21 protein-coding genes are annotated in these 17,771 nt (G+C 69.4%); 16 read left to right on the top strand and 5 right to left on the bottom strand.

Annotated elements, in window-relative coordinates:
* The first annotated feature begins 33 nt into the window (after positions 1-33).
* Genes bioB through A5744_RS13915 form a run of 3 tightly spaced genes read left to right on the top strand, consistent with a single transcriptional unit; the run spans position 34 to position 1,967 of the window.
* Positions 34-1,071, top strand: coding sequence for a biotin synthase BioB (gene bioB / locus A5744_RS13925; protein WP_076061911.1), 1,038 nt, complete (start codon positions 34-36; stop codon positions 1,069-1,071).
* 30 nt (positions 1,072-1,101) lie between these two features.
* Entirely contained in the window at positions 1,102-1,329 is a 228-nt protein-coding gene (locus A5744_RS13920) for a hypothetical protein (protein ID WP_076061909.1), read from the top strand.
* A 56-nt stretch (positions 1,330-1,385) separates the two neighbouring features.
* On the top strand, positions 1,386-1,967 hold the full coding sequence (locus A5744_RS13915) for a DUF2567 domain-containing protein (RefSeq protein ID WP_240563043.1): 582 nt from the start codon (positions 1,386-1,388) through the stop codon (positions 1,965-1,967).
* A 27-nt stretch (positions 1,968-1,994) separates the two neighbouring features.
* Here A5744_RS13915 and A5744_RS13910 read toward each other — a convergent pair whose 3' ends face one another.
* Both A5744_RS13910 and A5744_RS13905 read right to left on the bottom strand, forming a co-directional pair.
* Positions 1,995-3,335, bottom strand: a complete 1,341-nt coding sequence (locus A5744_RS13910) for a lipase family protein (protein WP_076061906.1) — start codon at positions 3,333-3,335, stop codon at positions 1,995-1,997.
* Positions 3,336-3,459: 124 nt separating this feature from the next.
* Positions 3,460-4,179, bottom strand: coding sequence for an NUDIX domain-containing protein (locus A5744_RS13905; RefSeq protein ID WP_076061904.1), 720 nt, complete (start codon positions 4,177-4,179; stop codon positions 3,460-3,462).
* A gap of 49 nt (positions 4,180-4,228) precedes the next feature.
* Here A5744_RS13905 and nadA point away from each other — a divergent pair, with 49 nt between their 5' ends.
* Genes nadA through nadC form a run of 3 tightly spaced genes read left to right on the top strand, consistent with a single transcriptional unit; the run spans position 4,229 to position 7,715 of the window.
* Positions 4,229-5,278 carry a quinolinate synthase NadA gene (gene nadA / locus A5744_RS13900; protein WP_076061902.1) on the top strand — a complete coding sequence of 350 codons (1,050 nt, stop codon included), beginning with the start codon at positions 4,229-4,231 and terminating at the stop codon, positions 5,276-5,278.
* Entirely contained in the window at positions 5,275-6,858 is a 1,584-nt protein-coding gene (locus A5744_RS13895; RefSeq protein ID WP_076061900.1) for an L-aspartate oxidase, read from the top strand. The genes nadA and A5744_RS13895 overlap by 4 nt, the downstream gene beginning before the upstream one ends.
* Positions 6,858-7,715 carry a carboxylating nicotinate-nucleotide diphosphorylase gene (gene nadC, locus A5744_RS13890; RefSeq protein ID WP_076061970.1) on the top strand — a complete coding sequence of 286 codons (858 nt, stop codon included), beginning with the start codon at positions 6,858-6,860 and terminating at the stop codon, positions 7,713-7,715. Before A5744_RS13895 ends, nadC begins: the two co-directional genes overlap by 1 nt.
* A gap of 77 nt (positions 7,716-7,792) precedes the next feature.
* On the opposite strand, the gene A5744_RS13885 is transcribed toward nadC, so the two are convergent.
* The gene (locus A5744_RS13885; RefSeq protein ID WP_076061968.1) at positions 7,793-8,629 is read right to left on the bottom strand and encodes an AraC family transcriptional regulator; all 837 of its coding nucleotides are present in this window, start codon (positions 8,627-8,629) and stop codon (positions 7,793-7,795) included.
* Between the two features lie 91 nt (positions 8,630-8,720).
* Between A5744_RS13885 and A5744_RS13880 the strand changes: the two genes are divergently transcribed.
* Entirely contained in the window at positions 8,721-9,137 is a 417-nt protein-coding gene (locus A5744_RS13880; protein WP_076061898.1) for an SRPBCC family protein, read from the top strand.
* On the opposite strand, the gene A5744_RS13875 is transcribed toward A5744_RS13880, so the two are convergent.
* Positions 9,123-9,689 (bottom strand): TetR/AcrR family transcriptional regulator, encoded by a 567-nt coding sequence (locus A5744_RS13875; RefSeq protein WP_076061896.1) that lies wholly within the window; start codon positions 9,687-9,689, stop codon positions 9,123-9,125. The genes A5744_RS13880 and A5744_RS13875 overlap by 15 nt on opposite strands.
* A 40-nt stretch (positions 9,690-9,729) precedes the next feature.
* On the opposite strand from A5744_RS13875, the gene A5744_RS13870 reads away from it, so the two are divergent.
* Complete coding sequence (locus A5744_RS13870; protein ID WP_076061894.1) at positions 9,730-10,758, top strand: alcohol dehydrogenase catalytic domain-containing protein; 1,029 nt, start codon at positions 9,730-9,732, stop codon at positions 10,756-10,758.
* Between the two features lie 134 nt (positions 10,759-10,892).
* On the opposite strand, the gene A5744_RS13865 is transcribed toward A5744_RS13870, so the two are convergent.
* Positions 10,893-11,315: a nitroreductase family deazaflavin-dependent oxidoreductase gene (locus A5744_RS13865; RefSeq protein ID WP_076061892.1), complete on the bottom strand. Its 423-nt coding sequence runs from the start codon at positions 11,313-11,315 to the stop codon at positions 10,893-10,895.
* 77 nt (positions 11,316-11,392) lie between these two features.
* Between A5744_RS13865 and hisD the strand changes: the two genes are divergently transcribed.
* From hisD to hisI, 8 genes are read left to right on the top strand one after another with little or no spacing between them, the layout of a single operon-like run.
* Entirely contained in the window at positions 11,393-12,721 is a 1,329-nt protein-coding gene (gene hisD / locus A5744_RS13860) for a histidinol dehydrogenase (RefSeq protein WP_139331347.1), read from the top strand.
* The gene (locus A5744_RS13855) at positions 12,718-13,857 is read left to right on the top strand and encodes a histidinol-phosphate transaminase (protein ID WP_076061888.1); all 1,140 of its coding nucleotides are present in this window, start codon (positions 12,718-12,720) and stop codon (positions 13,855-13,857) included. Before hisD ends, A5744_RS13855 begins: the two co-directional genes overlap by 4 nt.
* A complete protein-coding gene (gene hisB, locus A5744_RS13850) occupies positions 13,854-14,480 on the top strand; it encodes an imidazoleglycerol-phosphate dehydratase HisB (RefSeq protein WP_076061886.1) in 627 nt (208 codons plus the stop codon). Before A5744_RS13855 ends, hisB begins: the two co-directional genes overlap by 4 nt.
* A complete protein-coding gene (gene hisH, locus A5744_RS13845) occupies positions 14,477-15,097 on the top strand; it encodes an imidazole glycerol phosphate synthase subunit HisH (RefSeq protein ID WP_076061884.1) in 621 nt (206 codons plus the stop codon). Before hisB ends, hisH begins: the two co-directional genes overlap by 4 nt.
* A 2-nt stretch (positions 15,098-15,099) precedes the next feature.
* Complete coding sequence (priA, locus tag A5744_RS13840) at positions 15,100-15,834, top strand: bifunctional 1-(5-phosphoribosyl)-5-((5-phosphoribosylamino)methylideneamino)imidazole-4-carboxamide isomerase/phosphoribosylanthranilate isomerase PriA (protein ID WP_076061882.1); 735 nt, start codon at positions 15,100-15,102, stop codon at positions 15,832-15,834.
* 4 nt (positions 15,835-15,838) lie between these two features.
* Complete coding sequence (locus tag A5744_RS13835) at positions 15,839-16,639, top strand: inositol monophosphatase (protein ID WP_076061881.1); 801 nt, start codon at positions 15,839-15,841, stop codon at positions 16,637-16,639.
* A 1-nt stretch (position 16,640) separates the two neighbouring features.
* A complete protein-coding gene (hisF, locus tag A5744_RS13830) occupies positions 16,641-17,426 on the top strand; it encodes an imidazole glycerol phosphate synthase subunit HisF (protein ID WP_076061879.1) in 786 nt (261 codons plus the stop codon).
* A complete protein-coding gene (gene hisI / locus A5744_RS13825) occupies positions 17,423-17,770 on the top strand; it encodes a phosphoribosyl-AMP cyclohydrolase (protein ID WP_076061877.1) in 348 nt (115 codons plus the stop codon). Before hisF ends, hisI begins: the two co-directional genes overlap by 4 nt.
* The last annotated feature ends 1 nt before the right edge of the window (position 17,771 follow it).

Raw genomic sequence — 17,771 nt, 5'->3', positions numbered from 1 at the left:
GTGCGGACACGGGAAAGAGGCAGGAGAGTACGGGTGACTCAAGCGGCAACTCGGCTGAGCGCCGAAGCCGGCGACGACAAGGACATCTTGGCGGTGGCCCGGGATCAGGTCCTGGAGCGCGGCGAGGGGCTGAGCTCCGACCAGGTACTGCGGGTGCTGCGGCTCCCCGACGACCGGCTCGACGAGCTGCTGGCGCTGGCCCACGAGGTGCGGATGCGCTGGTGTGGCCCGGAGGTCGAGGTCGAGGGCATCATCAGCTTGAAGACCGGCGGGTGCCCCGAGGATTGCCACTTCTGCTCCCAGTCGGGCCTCTTCACCTCGCCGGTGCGCAGTGCCCGGCTGGACATCCCGAGCCTGGTGGAGGCCGCGAAGCAGACCGCCAAATCGGGCGCAACCGAGTTCTGCATCGTCGCCGCCGTGCGCGGACCCGACGAGCGGCTGATGGCCCAGGTCGCGGCCGGCATCGAGGCGATCCGCGACGAGGTCGAGATCAACATCGCCTGCTCGCTGGGCATGTTGACCGCCGAGCAGGTGGAGCAGCTCTCGGCGATGGGCGTGCACCGCTACAACCACAACCTCGAGACCGCGCGCTCGTACTTCACCAACGTCGTCACCACCCACACGTGGGAGGAGCGCTGGCAGACCCTGTCGATGGTGCGCGACGCCGGCATGGAGGTCTGCTGCGGCGGCATCCTCGGCATGGGAGAGACCCTGGAACAACGCGCGGAATTCGCCGGTGAGCTCGCCGAGCTCGGTCCCGACGAGGTGCCGTTGAACTTCCTCAACCCGCGGCCGGGCACGCCGTTCGGCGACCTGGACGTGCTGCCGGTCAGCGAGGCGCTGAAGTCGGTGGCCGCGTTCCGGCTGGCGCTGCCGCGCACCATGTTGCGCTTCGCCGGCGGCCGCGAGATCACCCTGGGCGACCTCGGGGCCAAGAAGGGCATCCTGGGCGGCATCAACGCCGTCATCGTCGGCAACTACCTGACCACACTGGGCCGCCCGGCCGAGGCGGATCTGGAACTGCTCGACGATCTGCAGATGCCCATCAAGGCGCTCAATGCCAGCTTGTAAGCCAGCTTGTAGCGGCTAGGTTTGACACTTGTGGTGCGGGATCTAGGCGCGCCGGTCGGCGCCGGTATCTACAACGTCTACACCGGGGAATTGGGGGGCACGGTGTCACCGACGGCGGCCCAGCTGGGCCTCGAGCCTCCGCGGTTCTGCGCCGAATGCGGACGCCGAATGGTCGTACAGGTTCGCCCCGACGGCTGGCGGGCGCGGTGCTCGCGGCACGGAGCGGTGGACTCGGCAGACTTGGAGGCGCAGCGGTGACCGAAACTTCCCCGCCGGAGCCGACCAGCGTCGCGCGCACCTTCCGGGCGCGCCCGATTGCCGTTGCGGCACTGGGATTTTCGTTGATAGGCGTGTTGATCGGCGGCCTGTGGGCGTGGATTGCGCCGCCGATTCATGTGGCGGTGGCGATCACCCGCGCGGGCGAGCGTGTGCACGAGTACCTGGGCACCGAATCCGGGCACTTCTTCAACGCGCCTTGCCTGATGTTGGGCCTGCTCACCGTGGTGTCGGTGATAGCGCCGGTGCTGGCGTGGCAGCGGCGCGAGCGTCGAGGCCCGGCCATGGTCATCGGCCTGTCGGTCGGCATGGTGGTGGTCGCGGCGGCCGCCAGCGTGGTGGGTGCGCTGTCGGTTCTGCTGCGCTACGGCGCGGTGAACTTCGACGCCGTGCCGCTGATCGGAAAGCCGGCGGTCGCGTACGTCGTGCAGGCCCCGCCGGTGTTCTTCGGCCCGGGTCCGCTGCACGCGGTCCTCACCCTGTTGTGGCCGGCAGGCGTCGCCGCGCTGGTGTACGCGGTACTCGCCGCCGGGAACGCCCGCGACGATTTGGGGAACGTCCACGCCGCCGATCAGCCGTCGGGCGCGCTGCCGATGGAGCCGGAGGCCTCGGTCTCCTAGCCGGCCCCCAACGGGCCCGCAACGGGCTCACAGCGGTCGGTGGCGAATCTTTCGGCCGGTGACGACCTTGGCCCCGATCATGAGCAGTCGCGCCATTCCCGCGTAGGTCATCGGGTTGAACGCCGTCGGCCACACGGTTCGGATGAGGTGGTCGCTCAGCGGTCGGCGGGCGAACCGGTCGGTGAGCCAGCGCAACGTCATCGGGGCGGACAACGGGTGCAGCAGCATGTGCTCGTTGAACGCGTCGCGGTGGTAGCTGACGTCGGCGCCGCCGGCCGAGTACGCGTCGGCCAGTTGATCGATGTCGTTGACGTCGATCAGGTAGTCGTGCACGGCCTGCACGATCAACACCGGCGGGGTCGGCACCACCGCGCCCAGCTTGATGGTCTGGAAGACGTGCGAGATCTCCGGCGTGGACAAAATGTCCTCGAGCGGCTCGTCGAGGTAGTCGCCCATGTTCTTGCCGGCCATCCGGATGACCGCCTCGGCGGTCGTCATCGTCTCCAGCGAGTCCAGCAGGGCGCGGCCCTCTTCGTTCGTGTGCTCCTTGATCACCCGGTCCAGGTCGGGGTAGACGTGCGCCAGCGCGGCCACTACCAGGGCGGGCAGTCCGGCGAAGAGTTTGCCGTTGAGACGGCGGAAGGTGTTGCCCAGGTCGCCGACGGGGGAGCCCAGTACCGCGCCGACGATGTCCAGCTCGGGTGCGTAGTCGCCATACATCTCGGCGGCCCAGGCGCTGGCCAGCCCGCCGCCGGAGTAGCCCCACAGCCCGATCGGTGCCGACGGGGACAATCCGATGCGCTCGGAGTTCAGCACGGCCCGGATCCCGTCGAGCACGCGGTAGCCCGGCTCGTACGGCGCGCCCCACGTGCCCCCGAGGCCTTCGTGGTCGGGCACCGAGACCGCCCACCCCTCGGCGACGGCCGCGGCGATCAGGAAGAGCTCCAGCTGGGCCAGCGAGCCGAGCGCCTTCGCCTTCCTGCGCAGCGCATACGACGGGAAACAGCGGGACGACACGGCGTCGATCGCGCACTGATACGACAGCAGCGGGCAGGTCTGCCCCTCGGCCAGCCCCGCCGGGACGATCACCGTGGTGACGGTCGCCTCGGGCCGGCCGTTGAGGTCCATCGTCCGATACAGCAGCTGGGTGGCTTTGATGGGCTGCGGAATCAGGCCCAAGAACGCCAGCTCGACGTCGCGCGAGCGAAACACCGTGCCGGGCTCGGCGTGCTCGAACCCCGCCGGCGGCTGGTAGAACGGGTCGTCCGAGGGCAGCAGCGGACGCACCTTGCGCTGCAGTTCCTCGTGCTGTGGCCGACCGATCCACTCGGCGCCACGCGTACCTGCCAGATTGCCGAGCTCAACCATTGAGGATCCCTTCTTGGCCAATCGGCATTCTTGCGCATGAACGCCGGGTAACTAAAGCGGAACCGCCGCATTGTGAGCCAGTTCTCCTCAGCCCGCGGCGCGTCGCTGGCGCCACTGCGACCGCCTAATTTACCGCCACGTCACTCGGTGGCCTGAGGGCGGCGAATTCGTCGGTGACCCGCAGTTGGGAGTCGGTGAAGTGATACAGCGCCGCCGGACGTCCGCCGCTGCGGCCGGACTGCGCGATGGTGCCGGTCTGGGTGATGACCCCGCGGCGGACCAGCACGCGCTGCAGATTCGTCGCGTCGACCTGGTAACCGAGGGCCGCCCCGTAAATGTCGCGCAGCGTTGACAGCGCGAATTCCCTTGGTGCCAAGGCGAATCCAATATTCGTATACGACAACTTGGCCACCAGCCTGGCGTGCGCGTGAGTCACCATCGGGCCGTGATCGAACGCCATCGGCGGCAGCGCGTTCACCGGATGCCAGCGGGTGTCCGGCGGCAGTTCGGGGATGGCGGGGGAGGGCACCAGGCCCAGGAAGGTGGACGCGATCATCCGGATTCCCGGCACCCGGTCGGGGTCGGAGAACACCGCGAGCTGTTCGAGGTGGGCCACCTCCCGCAGGTCGACCTTCTCGGCCAGCTGGCGCCGGACCGAGGTGGTCATGTCTTCGTCGTTGCGCAGCCGCCCGCCCGGCAGCGACCACGCGCCCTTTTGCGGATCGCGGGCACGTTGCCATAACAGCACGTTAAGCTGCGGTTTTTCTCTTCGCGGGCCCGCCTTAACCTGGCGAACCTGGAACACGACAGCAAGCACCTCGTGTGCGGTGCTACCATGGGCCATGTTTTCGATTGTAAGTCGAAAACCTCTTGAACGCGAAAGGGGCATCTCCGTGACGGTTTTGAATCGCATGGACACGCTCGCGGACGACCTGATTGCCGGCATCACCGACTCGCCCGGCGGCTACACGGGCGTGGACGGTGACGCGCAATGGGCGGCGGAGATTCGCCGGCTGGCAGACCTGCGGAACGCCACCGTCCTCGCGCACAACTACCAGCTGCCCGCCATCCAGGACGTCGCCGACCACGTCGGCGACTCGCTGGCCTTGTCGCGGATCGCCGCCGACGCCCCCGAGGACACCATCGTGTTCTGCGGCGTGCACTTCATGGCAGAGACCGCAAAAATCCTGAGCCCCGAGAAGACCGTGCTGATTCCGGATCAGCGGGCCGGCTGCTCGCTGGCCGATTCCATCACCCCCGACGAGCTGCGCGCCTGGAAGGACGAGCACCCCGGCGCCGTCGTCGTCTCGTACGTCAACACCACGGCGGCCGTGAAGGCGCTCACCGACATCTGCTGCACCTCGTCCAACGCCGTCGACGTCGTCGAGTCCATCGACCCCGACCGCGAGGTGCTGTTCTGCCCGGACCAGTTTCTCGGCGCCCACGTCCGTCGAGTGACCGGCCGCACCAACCTGCATGTGTGGGCCGGTGAATGCCACGTCCATGCCGGGATCAACGGCGAGGAACTCACCGACCAGGCCCGCGCCCACCCCGACGCCGAATTGTTCGTGCACCCCGAATGCGGTTGTGCGACTTCGGCTTTGTACCTCGCGGGCGAAGGTGCCGTCCCGGCAGATCGGGTGCGGATCTTGTCCACCGGCGGCATGCTCGACGCCGCGCATCAAACTCGTGCGCGCACGGTGCTGGTCGCCACCGAGGTCGGCATGTTGTATCAGTTGCGCCGAGCGGCACCAGAAGTCGATTTCCGCGCGGTCAACGACCGCGCGTCGTGCAAGTACATGAAGATGATCACCCCCGCGGCCCTGCTGCGCTGCCTGGTCGAGGGCGCCGACGAAGTTCACGTCGACCCCGACATCGCGGCGGCCGGACGGCGCAGCGTGCAGCGAATGATCGAAATCGGGCAGCCGGGCGGCGGCGAATGAGCGCAAGCCCCGTGTGGACGGACACCGCCGACGTCGTCGTGATCGGCACCGGCGTCGCGGGTTTGGCCGCCGGACTCGCCGCCCATCGCGCCGGCCGCCGGGTCGTGGTCCTGAGCAAGGCCGACCAGACCCGGGCGGTGACCGCCACGCACTACGCCCAGGGCGGCATCGCGGTGGTCTTACCGGGCAACGACGACTCGGTGGACGCGCATGTTGCCGACACCCTGGCCGCGGGCGCGGGGCTGTGCGATCCGGACGCGGTGTGCTCGATCGTCGCCGACGGCTACCGCGCGGTGTCCGAATTGGTCGGCGACGGCGCACGATTCGACGAATCGGCCCCCGGCCGCTGGGACGTGACTCGCGAGGGCGGGCACTCACGTCGACGCATCGTGCACGCCGGGGGCGACGCCACCGGCGCCGAGGTCCAGCGGGCGCTCGATCATGCCGCCGCCATACTCGACATCCGCACCAGCCACGTGGCGCTGCGGGTGCTGCATGACGGCTGTTTGGGCGACGAAGCGGTGACCGGCGTGGTCGTGGCCAACCCGGACGGCATGGGAATCATCAGCGCGCCGTCGGTGATCCTGGCCTCCGGCGGACTCGGGCACCTTTACGGTGCGACCACCAACCCCGAGGGATCCACCGGCGACGGAATCGCACTGGCGTTGTGGGCCGGCGTCGCGGTCAGCGACCTCGAGTTCATTCAGTTCCACCCGACCATGCTCTACAGCCCCACCGGGGGCGGCCGGCGCCCGCTGGTCACCGAGGCCATCCGCGGTGAGGGTGCGATATTGCTTGACAGCCAAGGCAATTCGGTAACGGCAGGCGTCCATCCGATGGGCGACCTGGCGCCGCGCGACGTCGTCGCGGGGGCCATCGATGCGCGGCTGAAGGCCACCGGCGACCCGTGCGTCTACCTCGACGCCCGGGGCATCGACGGCTTCGAAGCCCGATTCCCCACCGTCACCGCCGCGTGCCGGTCCGCGGGCATCGACCCGGTGCGCCAGCCCATTCCGGTCGTCCCGGGGGCGCATTACAGCTGTGGCGGGGTCGTCGCCGACGTGTCCGGTCAAACCGAACTGCCGGGCCTTTTCGCCGCAGGCGAGGTGGCCCGCACCGGCATGCACGGCGCAAACCGCTTGGCGTCCAACAGCTTGCTGGAGGGACTGGTGGTCGGCGGCCGCGCCGGCCGGGCGGCGGCCACGCACGCGGCGACGGCCGGACCGTCGCACGCGACCGCGCCAGAGCCGATGACGCACACCGCGGTGCCGCGGTGGGAACTGCAGCGCGCGATGAGCCGCGACGCGTCGGTGGTGCGCGACGCCGTTGGGCTGCAGAGCTTGTCGGACACGTTGGCGAAGGCAGGGGCCCGCACCATCGCGGGCCGTCGCGATTTCGAGGACGTGGCCTTGACGCTGACCGCGCAAGCGGTTGCCGCTGCGGCCTTGGCGCGCAACGAAAGCCGCGGCTGCCACCATCGCGTGGAGTTCCCGGACGTCGCGCCGGATCAGGCGCGCAGCATTGTGGTGCGGCTGGCCGAGCAAGACGTGCAGGCCGAGGCGTTGGCGGCCGTGTGCTGATGACGCTGTCAGACTGCGAACGCGACGCCGCGCTGGACACCGTTCGCCGGAGTCTCAGGGAGGATCTGCGCTACGGGCCCGATGTCACCACCCTGGCAACCGTGCCGGCCGACGCGGTCGCCACGGCGTCGATGGTGCCGCGTGAGCCGGGCGTGATCGCCGGGCTGGACATCGCCTTGTTGGTGCTCGACGAGGTGTTGGGCACCAACGGTTATCAGGTGCTGGACCGCGTCGAAGACGGCGCCCGGGTGCGGTTGGGCCAGCCGCTGTTGACGGTGCGGGCGCAGACCCAGGGTCTGTTGACCGCGGAGCGGACCATGCTCAACCTCATCTGCCACTTGTCCGGGATCGCCACGGCGACGGCGGCCTGGGTCGAGGCGGTGAGCGGCACCAATGCCAAGGTCCGTGACACCCGCAAAACGCTGCCCGGCCTGCGGGCGCTGCAGAAGTACGCGGTGCGGGTCGGCGGCGGCGTCAACCACCGATTGGGGCTGGGCGACGCCGCCCTGATCAAGGACAACCACGTGGTGGCCGCCGGATCGGTGGTCGCCGCGCTGCGCGCGGTGCGCGAGGCCGCCCCGGCGATGCCTTGCGAGGTCGAGGTCGACTCGCTCGAGCAGTTCGACGCGGTGCTGCCCGAAAAGCCCGAGCTGATCCTGCTGGACAACTTCCCGGTCTGGCAGACGCAGACGGCCGTTCAGCGTCGGAATTCGCGCGCACCCGCGGTGCTGCTGGAATCGTCGGGCGGGCTCAGCCTGGAGAACGCGGCGGCCTACGCATCGACCGGCGTGGACTACCTGGCCGTCGGTGCGCTGACCCACTCGGTGCGCGTGCTCGACATCGGCCTGGACATGTAGGTCCATCTTTGCGTCGAGTGTGAATCCTGGGCGACCTTTATCGGCGTCTCGCCGCCGTGTGCGCACACTCAAAGCCGTCAGCGCACACTCGACGCGGCCGTGGACTTGGGCTCTGCATTCGTCACCCGCCGCAACGCACGGCGCAACGCCTGGGGTGTATGGCCGACATGTGCACGTACCACGCGAGTCAAGTGCGCTTGGTCGGCGAACCCGAGTCCCGCGGCGATGTCGGCCACCGTCGACGTGTCCGCCTGCAGCCACTCGAGCGCCCGGCCGACCCTAACCCTGTTGCGATACCCGGTCAGTGTTACGCCCAGCTCCCGCGGAAACGCCCGGCTCAACCGGTAGGGTGACGCGCCCAAAAGCTCGGCAAGCGGGAACAATCCGCGTGCCGCCGGATGATCGTCGTGGATCGCCGCGCGCGCCCGCCGCACCAGCCGCGAGTCCGCAGGAACCGGTCGATCGGTCAGTGGCGTGCGCCGGTCGGTCACCCTGCGCAGCGCCGCGACGGTGAGCGCCAGGAGATTCTCGGCAAGTCGGTAGTCGATATCGATGGCGCCCAGGAGCCGTCGGTGGGCGAGTTCCAATCGAGCGTCGACGTAAAAGGTCGAGCGATGCATGCGACCGGGGTCGCCGACCAGCTGCCGCCACGACGTGGCGCTCAAGCGCACCGAGGTACACATGTCGCCGCCGTGCGGATGTGCGAACTGGTCTTCCTCTCCGGGCCCGGCGAGGTACCCGACGGTCGGGTCGAGATCGACCGGACCGTCCGCCGCGCGCCGTTGAAACCGGCCGGACCTGACCAACACCAGCCGCCCGTCCACCGGGTGCTCGACCGCGGACCAGCCCGAACAGTCGGGATGGCATGTCCACGACTGCAGACTGAACTGCGGCCGGGCGGCCAGGGTGGCCATCGAGAGCACGGCGCCAGGCTAGCGCCCTGGTATGACAGCACCCCGCAAGAATGTCCAAGACCGCGCGCCCGATCGTCGCGAAGCTGGGCCTATGGCATCAATACGTACCGAATTCGAAATCGACGTCGACGCCGACCGAGCGTGGCGAGTGGTCGGCGACTGGGTGGACGGCCCGGTCGGCATGGCCAACGGTTACGTGGCGTCGTCAAGCGTCGAGGGCGACGTCCGGGTGGTGACGTTCGCCAAGGGAAACGTTGCGCGGGAGCGGCTGATTGCCCGCGACGAGGGTGAGCGTCGGATCGTCTATTCGCTGATCGGCGACACGGTGTGCCCCGAACATGACAACACGGCGATGCAAATCGTGGCCATCGGTCCGGGTCGCTGCCGGTTCGTGTGGACCCGCGACGTTCTGCCCGATGAGCTGGCCGGGCGGCTGCTTGCCGCGATGGAGGACGCTTCCCAGGCCATCAAGCGCACTCTCGAAGACGGCCCGCTATCTGGCGAGTAGCGAGCGCGCGGCGGGCTTGGCCGCGTCGAGAGCGCCAGCGTCACCGGCGATCCGGGACAGGATCAGCGCCCCCTCGATCAGTGAGATCACCGCGAGCGCAACCCGTTTCGCGTCCGCCGCGGACCAGCCGTCGGAGCGCAACCGATCCTCGATTGCCGCGCACCAACCCCTGAAGGCACGGGCCGACGCCTCGCGCACCAGCGGGCTCGCGTTCACCGACTCGGTGGCGATCGGCTCGATGGGGCAGCCGTCGCGGTGGTCGCCGGCCAGCCCCGCCGCCAGCAGATCGAGCCACCGATCGACGATGTCGGCCACCGGTCGGCCCGTCGCCAGGAACCGGCGCAGCAATTGTTCGATGCTGGTCCCCTCGCTCTCGACGACCGCCGCCGCCAACTGTTGCTTGCCCTGCGGGAAGTGGTGATACAGCGAACCGGGCTTGACGCCGGCCTCCTCGAGGATCTGGTTGAGGCCGGTCGCCGCGTAGCCCTGGCGGCGAAACAGGGTGGCGGCGTTCCCGATCAATGCGGCGCGGCTGCGGTCGGGTCTCGGCACGCTATTGACAATACTTGAGTAATCACTCAAGAATGCTGAAATGAAGCAGCTGACTTTCGAAGAGGCCGGGCGCTACGCATGGCGCGAGGTGCCCGAGCCGGAACTCACCGCCCCGGGACAAGCGATGGTCAGGCCGCTCCTGGTGGCCTGCTGCGACCTGGATGTCGCGGTTGCTCATGGGCGGCTGCCGCTGCAGCCGCCCTATGCCGTCGGGCATGAGGGGCTGGCCGAGGTCGTCGCGGTGGGTGACGATGTGAGCGGTGTTCAGGTCGGCGACCGGGTGGTGGTGCCGTTTCAGATCAACTGCGGCACTTGCCGGGAATGCCGCCGCGGTGTGACGGGCTCGTGTGGCTCGATGCCGCTGATGGCGATGTACGGCATGGCCCCGATTGCCGGGTTGGATGGTGGCGGCTTTATGTCGGACCTGGTGCTGGTGCCCTACGCCGATGCGATGCTCATCCCGGTTCCCGGCGGCGTCGACCCCATTTCCATCGCGTCCCTGTCGGACAACATCCCCGACGGCTGGCGGGCTGTCGGGCCGTACGCGGCCGAACTGGCTCGGCTTGATTCGGCCGACCGTCGGGTCCTCGTCGTCGGGCGGCTATCGATCGGGCTGTACGCGGCGGCGTTCGGCGCCGCCCTGGGAGCCCACGTCGACTATGTCGACACCGACGACCAACGGCTGGCCGCGGCCGAGAAGCTCGGCGCGGTGGTCCACGACCGCGCGAAGCCGGACAAGTCGTGGGACCCGTATCCGGTCACCGTGCACACGAGCGGCGATTCGGCGCTGCTTGCGGCGACCCTGCGCGCGACCTGGGCGGACGGCGTGTGCACCGACACCGGGATTTACCCCGAATACAACGTCGAGCTGCCGTTGCTCCCGATGTACACCCGCGGCGTGCAATTCGTTACCGGACGTGTCAATGCGCGAACCGTCATCCCTGAGGTGATCGAACTGCTCGCCGGCGGGTGCGACCTCTTGCCGGCCGTCGACCGCGTCGTGGCGTGGGACGATGCGCCGTCGGCCTGGCCGGCCATGACCGGCAAAACCATCTTCACCAGGGTGTAGCGAGCATTGTGTGTGAATCGTCGGCTTTGCGCGTGAATCGTGGGTGGAGAAATCACGGAAATCCCACCCTAGGGTCACACCGAAAGCCGTAGGTTCACACTCGTTCGGCGGCGACGCGAGCCTAGCTTTTCAGCTCAGGCGATGTCGCCGACGAAAACCCCGACCCGGCGCAGCTGCATGCGCGCCATCCGCGGCAGGCCCTCGACCTCGGGGCCCTCCGAGCCGGCCGGCACGATCCGCGTATTGGTGAGGTGCACCGCCCGGTTGCGGCTGAACTGGACATCCGCTTCCCCGGCGGCGAGCACGTTCTTGACCCAGTTTGTCTTACCGTGTGCCAGCGCGATCGCGAGCACGTTTCCCTTGCGGTAGGGCGTGATCACGGTCTCGTACTGCTTGCCGGACGTGCGGCCGCGGTGCTTGATGGTCGCGGTCCCGGGCAGAAAGCGCGCGATCGGCTTGACCGCCGGGTTGAAGTACTTGATCTGGAAGCGCTCGAACCACGGCGGGAACACCATCGGGACGCCGGGAGCATTGTTGGGGTGATCCTTGGCGGACATGTCGGCAACACTACCGGTCGGATATCCACTTGAGCTGCTCTGGGAGAATGGGCCCTGTGACTGCCACGCCCCAACCCGTGCTGGCCCGCATCGACCTGCGGGGCGCGAAGTTGACGGCCGCCCACCTAAGGGCCGCGCTGCCGCGCGGCGGCGCCGACGTGGACACGGTGCTGGCCCAGGTGCGCCCGATCGTGCAGGCGGTCGCCGAGCGCGGGGCCGAGGCGGCCCTGGAATTCGGGGCGAAGTTCGACGGCGTACGGCCCGCGGCCGTGCGCGTGCCCGACGCCGCGCTGCGGGCAGCGGTGGACGGACTCGACGCCGCCGTCCGCGACGCGCTGCGGGTGATGATCGAGCGGACCCGCGCCGTGCACGCCGATCAGCGCCGCACCGACGTCACCACCACGCTCGGCCCGGGCGCCACGGTCACCGAGCGGTGGGTCCCCGTCGAGCGGGTGGGCCTGTATGTGCCGGGTGGCAACGCCGTGTACCCGTCCAGCGTGGTGATGAACGTGGTGCCCGCTCAGGCCGCCGGTGTCGACTCGCTGGTGGTGGCCAGCCCGCCGCAGGCCCGCGCGCAGGGCCGGTTCGAGGGGCTGCCGCACCCGACGATCCTGGCCGCGGCGCGCCTGCTGGGGGTCGACGAGGTCTGGGCCGTCGGCGGCGCGCAGGCGGTGGCCCTGCTGGCCTACGGCGGCACTGACACCGACGGCGCCGAGCTGGCGCCGGTCGACATGATCACCGGGCCGGGCAACATCTATGTCACCGCCGCCAAGCGGCTGTGCCGCTCGCGGGTGGGCATCGACGCCGAGGCCGGGCCGACCGAGATCGCCATCCTCGCCGACAACACCGCCGACCCGGCGCATCTGGCCGCAGACCTGATCAGCCAGGCCGAACACGACGAGATGGCCGGCAGTGTGCTGGTCACCCCGAGCGAGCATTTGGCCGAGGCCACCGACGCCGAGGTGGCGGCCCAGCTGCAGACCACGGTGCACCGCGAGCGCGTGATGGCCGCGCTGAGCGGACGCCAGTCCGGGATCATCTTGGTCGACGACCTGGACGCCGGGGTCAAGGTGGTCAACGCGTACGCCGCCGAGCACCTGGAGATCCAGACTGCCGACGCGCCGCGGGTCGCCAGCCAAATACGTTCGGCCGGCGCCATTTTCGTCGGGCCGTACTCGCCTGTGAGTCTCGGCGACTACTGCGCGGGATCGAATCACGTGCTGCCGACCGGGGGTAGCGCGCGGCATTCCAGCGGCCTGTCGGTGCAGACGTTCCTGCGCGGCATCCACATCGTCGACTACACCGAGGCGGCCCTCAAGGACGTCTCGGGTCATGTGGTGACGCTGGCGAAGGCCGAGGATCTGCCTGCGCACGGCGAGGCGGTACGGCGGAGGTTCGAGCGATGACGGAACCCGAGCCCACGCTGGACGACCTGCCGCTGCGCGACGACCTGCGCGGCAAATCGCCCTATGGCGCACCGCAATTGGTGGTTCCGGTGCGGCTGAACACCAACGAGAACCCGCACCCGCCCACGCAAGCCCTCGTCGACGACGTGGTGCGCTCGGTTGCCGAGGCGGCCGCCGGGCTGCATCGTTACCCCGATCGCGACGCGGTGGCCCTGCGCCAGGATCTGGCCGCCTACCTCAGTGCGCAGACCGGAGTCCCCTTGGCCACCGAAAACCTCTGGGCCGCCAATGGTTCCAACGAGATCCTGCAACAGCTGCTGCAGGCGTTCGGCGGACCGGGGCGCAGCGCCATCGGCTTCGTGCCGTCGTATTCGATGCACCCGATCATCTCCGACGGCACGCACACCGAATGGCTCGAAGCGGTCCGCGCCGACGACTTCAGCCTCGACGTCGATGCCGCCATCGCCGCCATCACCGACCGGCGGCCCGACGTGGTGTTCATCGCCAGCCCCAACAACCCGTCCGGACAGAGCGTTTCGCTGGCGGATCTGCGACGGCTGCTCGACGTGGTGCCGGGGATCCTGATCGTCGACGAGGCGTACGGGGAATTCTCGTCGCAGCCCAGCGCGGTGTCGCTGGTCGAGGAATACCCGACCCGGCTCGTCGTGACCCGCACCATGAGCAAGGCGTTCGCCTTCGCCGGCGGCAGGCTCGGCTATCTGATCGCCACGCCGGCGCTGATTGACGCGATGCTGCTGGTGCGGCTGCCCTATCACCTGTCGTCACTCACGCAGGCCGCGGCGCGGGCCGCGCTGCGCCACGCCGACGACACGCTGGGCAGCGTGGCCACCCTCGCCGCCGAACGCGACCGCGTGGCAACGGCGTTGACCGCCATGGGGTTTCGGGTGATCCCCAGCGACGCGAACTTCGTGCTGTTCGGACGGTTCGCCGACGCGCCGGCCACCTGGCAGCGGTACCTGGACGCGGGCATACTGATCCGCGACGTCGGGATTCCCGGGTACCTGCGCGCCACCACGGGACTCGCCGATGAGAACGATGCGTTCCTGCGAGTCAGCGCCCAGCTCGCCACCACCGAACTGGCTCCAGCCACCCCCAGCCCTGTAGGAGCGCCGTGACCCAGACAGACGCAGCGACCCGCCGTGCGCGTATCGAACGTCGCACCAAGGAAACCGACATCGTCGTCGAACTCGACCTCGACGGCACCGGGCAGGTCCACGTCGACACCGGTGTGCCGTTCTACGACCACATGCTGACGTCCCTGGGCACGCATGCCAGCTTCGACCTGAGCATTCGCACCACGGGCGACGTCGAGATCGAGGCGCACCACACCATCGAGGACACCGCGATCGCGCTGGGCCAGGCGCTCGGGCAGGCGCTCGGCGACAAGAAGGGCATCCGCCGGTTCGGCGACGCGTTCATCCCCATGGACGAGACGCTGGCCCACGCCGCCGTCGACGTGTCGGGGCGACCCTACTGCGTACACACCGGGGAGCCGGATCACCTGCAGCACACCACGATTACCGGCAGCTCGGTGCCCTACCACACCGTCGTCAACCGGCACGTGTTCGAGACGCTTGCCTCCAACGCCCGTATCGCGCTGCACGTACGAGTCCTCTACGGGCGCGACCCGCACCACGTCACCGAAGCGCAGTACAAGGCGGTTGCCCGCGCGTTGCGTGAGGCGGTCGAACCCGACCCCCGCGTCTCCGGCGTGCCGTCCACCAAAGGTGTTCTGTGACAACACGATCGGTCGTGGTACTGGACTATGGGTCGGGTAATCTGCGGTCGGCCCAACGCGCGCTGCAGCGGGTCGGCGCCTCGGTCGAGGTGACCGCCGACGCGCGCGCCGCGGCGACCGCCGACGGTCTGGTGGTGCCGGGCGTCGGCGCGTTCGAGGCGTGCATGACCGGACTGCGCAAGATCGCGGGCGAGCGGATCATCGCCGAACGGGTCGCCGCCGGGCGCCCGGTCCTGGGGGTCTGTGTCGGCATGCAGATCCTGTTCGCGCGCGGGGTCGAGTTCGGCGTGGAGACCACGGGCTGCGGGCAGTGGCCCGGGGCCGTCACCCGGCTGGACGCCCCGGTGATCCCGCACATGGGCTGGAACGTGGTGAAGCCCGGGCCGGGCAGCGTGCTGTTCGACGGCCTGGACGCGGGCGCGCGGTTCTACTTCGTGCACTCCTACGCGGCGCAGTCCTGGCAGGGCTCCCCGGATGCGGTGCTGACGTGGGCCACCCATCAGGTGCCGTTTTTGGCCGCCGTCGAGGAAGGGCCGTTGGCCGCCACCCAATTCCACCCGGAGAAGAGCGGGGATGCCGGTGCGGCCGTGCTGAGCAACTGGGTCGAGGGACTGTAAAGATGCCGTTGATTTTGTTACCCGCCGTCGACGTGGTCGAGGGACGCGCCGTGCGCCTGGTCCAGGGCAAGGCCGGCAGCGAAACCGCGTACGGCTCGGCGCTGGACGCCGCGCTGGGTTGGCAGCGTGACGGCGCCGACTGGATCCATCTGGTGGACCTGGACGCCGCGTTCGGCCGCGGCTCCAACCGCGAACTCCTCGCCGAGGTGGTCGGCAAGCTTGACGTCCAGGTGGAGCTGTCCGGCGGTATCCGCGACGACGATTCGCTGGCCGCGGCGCTGGCCACCGGCTGCGCTCGGGTCAATCTGGGCACCGCGGCGCTGGAAAACCCACAGTGGTGCGCGCGGGCGATCGCCGAGCACGGCGACAAGGTCGCCGTCGGGCTGGACGTGCAGATCACCGACGGCGGGCACCGGCTGCGCGGGCGCGGCTGGGAAACCGACGGCGGCGACCTGTGGGATGTGCTGGAACGCCTTGACGGCGAGGGATGTTCGCGGTTCGTCGTCACCGATGTCACCAAGGACGGGACGCTGGGCGGCCCCAATATCGATCTGCTGTCCGCGGTCACCGATCGCACCGACACGCCGGTGATCGCCTCGGGCGGCGTGTCCAGCCTCGACGACCTGCGCGCCATCGCTACCCTCACCGGCCGCGGGGTCGAGGGCGCCATCGTCGGAAAGGCCCTCTACGCCGGGCGGTTCACGCTGCCGCAGGCGCTGGCCGCGGTGCGGGAGTAGCGCGGTGGATGTGGACGCGCTCGTCGAAAAGGCATCGGCGATCCTGGACGCGGCGGTACCGCCGTTCTTGGAGGGTCACCGCGCCGATTCCGCCGTTGCCAAGAAGGGCGACGACTTCGCCACCGAAGTCGACCTCGCCATCGAACGCCAGGTCGTCGCCGCCCTGGAAGATGCCACCGGAATCGGGGTCCACGGCGAGGAATTCGGCGGCACGGCCGTCGACTCGCCGTGGGTGTGGGTCTTGGATCCGGTCGACGGCACGTTCAACTACGCCGCCGGATCGCCGATGGCCGCGATCCTGCTGGGCCTGCTGCACGACGGCGAGCCGGTCGCCGGCCTGACCTGGGTCCCGTTCACCAATGACCGCTACACCGCCGTAGCGGGAGGTCCGCTGGTGAAAAACGGTGTCCCGCAACCGCCGCTGGCCCACACCGACCTGGGCGACGCGCTCGTCGCCGTGGGCACGTTCAGCGTCGACTCGCGCGGCCGGTTCCCGGGACGCTATCGGCTGGCGGTGCTGGAGACGCTCAGCCGGGTGTCGTCACGGTTGCGCATGCACGGCTCGACCGGCATCGACCTCGTCTACGTTGCCGACGGAATACTCGGCGGCGCAATAACTTTCGGTGGCCACGTCTGGGATCATGCCGCGGGGGTCGCGCAGGTGCGCGCCGCGGGCGGGGTCGTCACCAACCTGGCCGGCGAACCGTGGACCCCAGCGGCGCGGTCGGTGCTGGCCGCGGCGCCCGGCGCGCATGCCGAGATTCTCGAGATCCTGCGCACCATAGGCGAACCGGAGGACTACTGACATGTACGCGGATACCGGGCTGGCCGTGCGTGTGATCCCGTGCCTGGACGTCGACGACGGGCGGGTGGTCAAGGGCGTCAATTTCGCCAACCTCCGCGACGCGGGTGACCCGGTGGAGCTCGCGGCGGCCTACGACGCCGAAGGCGCCGACGAGCTGACCTTCCTGGACGTGACCGCGTCGTCGTCGGGACGGGCGACCATGTTGGAGGTGGTGCGCCGCACCGCCGAGCAGGTGTTCATCCCGCTGACGGTCGGCGGCGGAGTTCGCACGGTGGCCGATGTCGACATGTTGCTGCGCGCCGGGGCCGACAAGGTCTCGGTCAACACCGCCGCCATCGCCCGCCCGGACCTGTTGGCGGAGATGGCGCGGCAGTTCGGATCCCAGTGCATCGTGTTGTCGGTCGACGCACGCACAGTCCCGGCGGGATCGTCGCCGACACCGTCGGGTTGGGAGGTCACCACGCACGGCGGTCGCCGCGGCACCGGGATCGACGCCATCGAATGGGCGGCCCGCGGCGCCGAACTCGGGGTGGGGGAGATCCTGCTGAACTCGATGGATGCCGATGGCACCAAAGCGGGCTTCGACCTGCCCATGCTGCGTGCCGTGCGCGCGGCCGTCACGGTGCCCGTGATCGCCAGCGGCGGCGCCGGTGCCGTCGAACACTTCGCGCCCGCGGTTGCGGCCGGCGCCGATGCGGTGTTGGCGGCCAGCGTGTTTCACTTCCGCGAGCTGACCATCGGACAGGTGAAGGCCGCCATGGTCGCAGAGGGGATCGCCGTGCGATGACGCTCGACCCGAAGATCGCGGCGCGGCTGAAGCGCAACGCCGAGGGGCTGTTCACCGCCGTCGTGCAGGAGCGCGGCAGCGGCGACGTGCTGATGGTCGCCTGGATGGACGACGAGGCGCTGGCCCGCACCCTGGAAACCCGTGAGGCCACGTATTTTTCGCGATCGCGCGGCGAACAGTGGATCAAGGGCGCGACCTCCGGCCACACCCAGCACGTCCACTCGGTGCGACTGGACTGCGACGGCGACACCGTGCTGCTGACCGTCGACCAGGTCGGCGGTGCCTGCCACACCGGCGATCACAGCTGTTTCGACGCCGCCGTCCTGCTGGCCCCCGAGGGCTAGC

The organism is Mycobacterium sp. IS-1264 (assembly GCF_001954195.1).
Classification (GTDB): Bacteria; Actinomycetota; Actinomycetes; order Mycobacteriales; family Mycobacteriaceae; genus Mycobacterium.
This window is presented reverse-complemented; position numbering and strand designations above follow the sequence as displayed.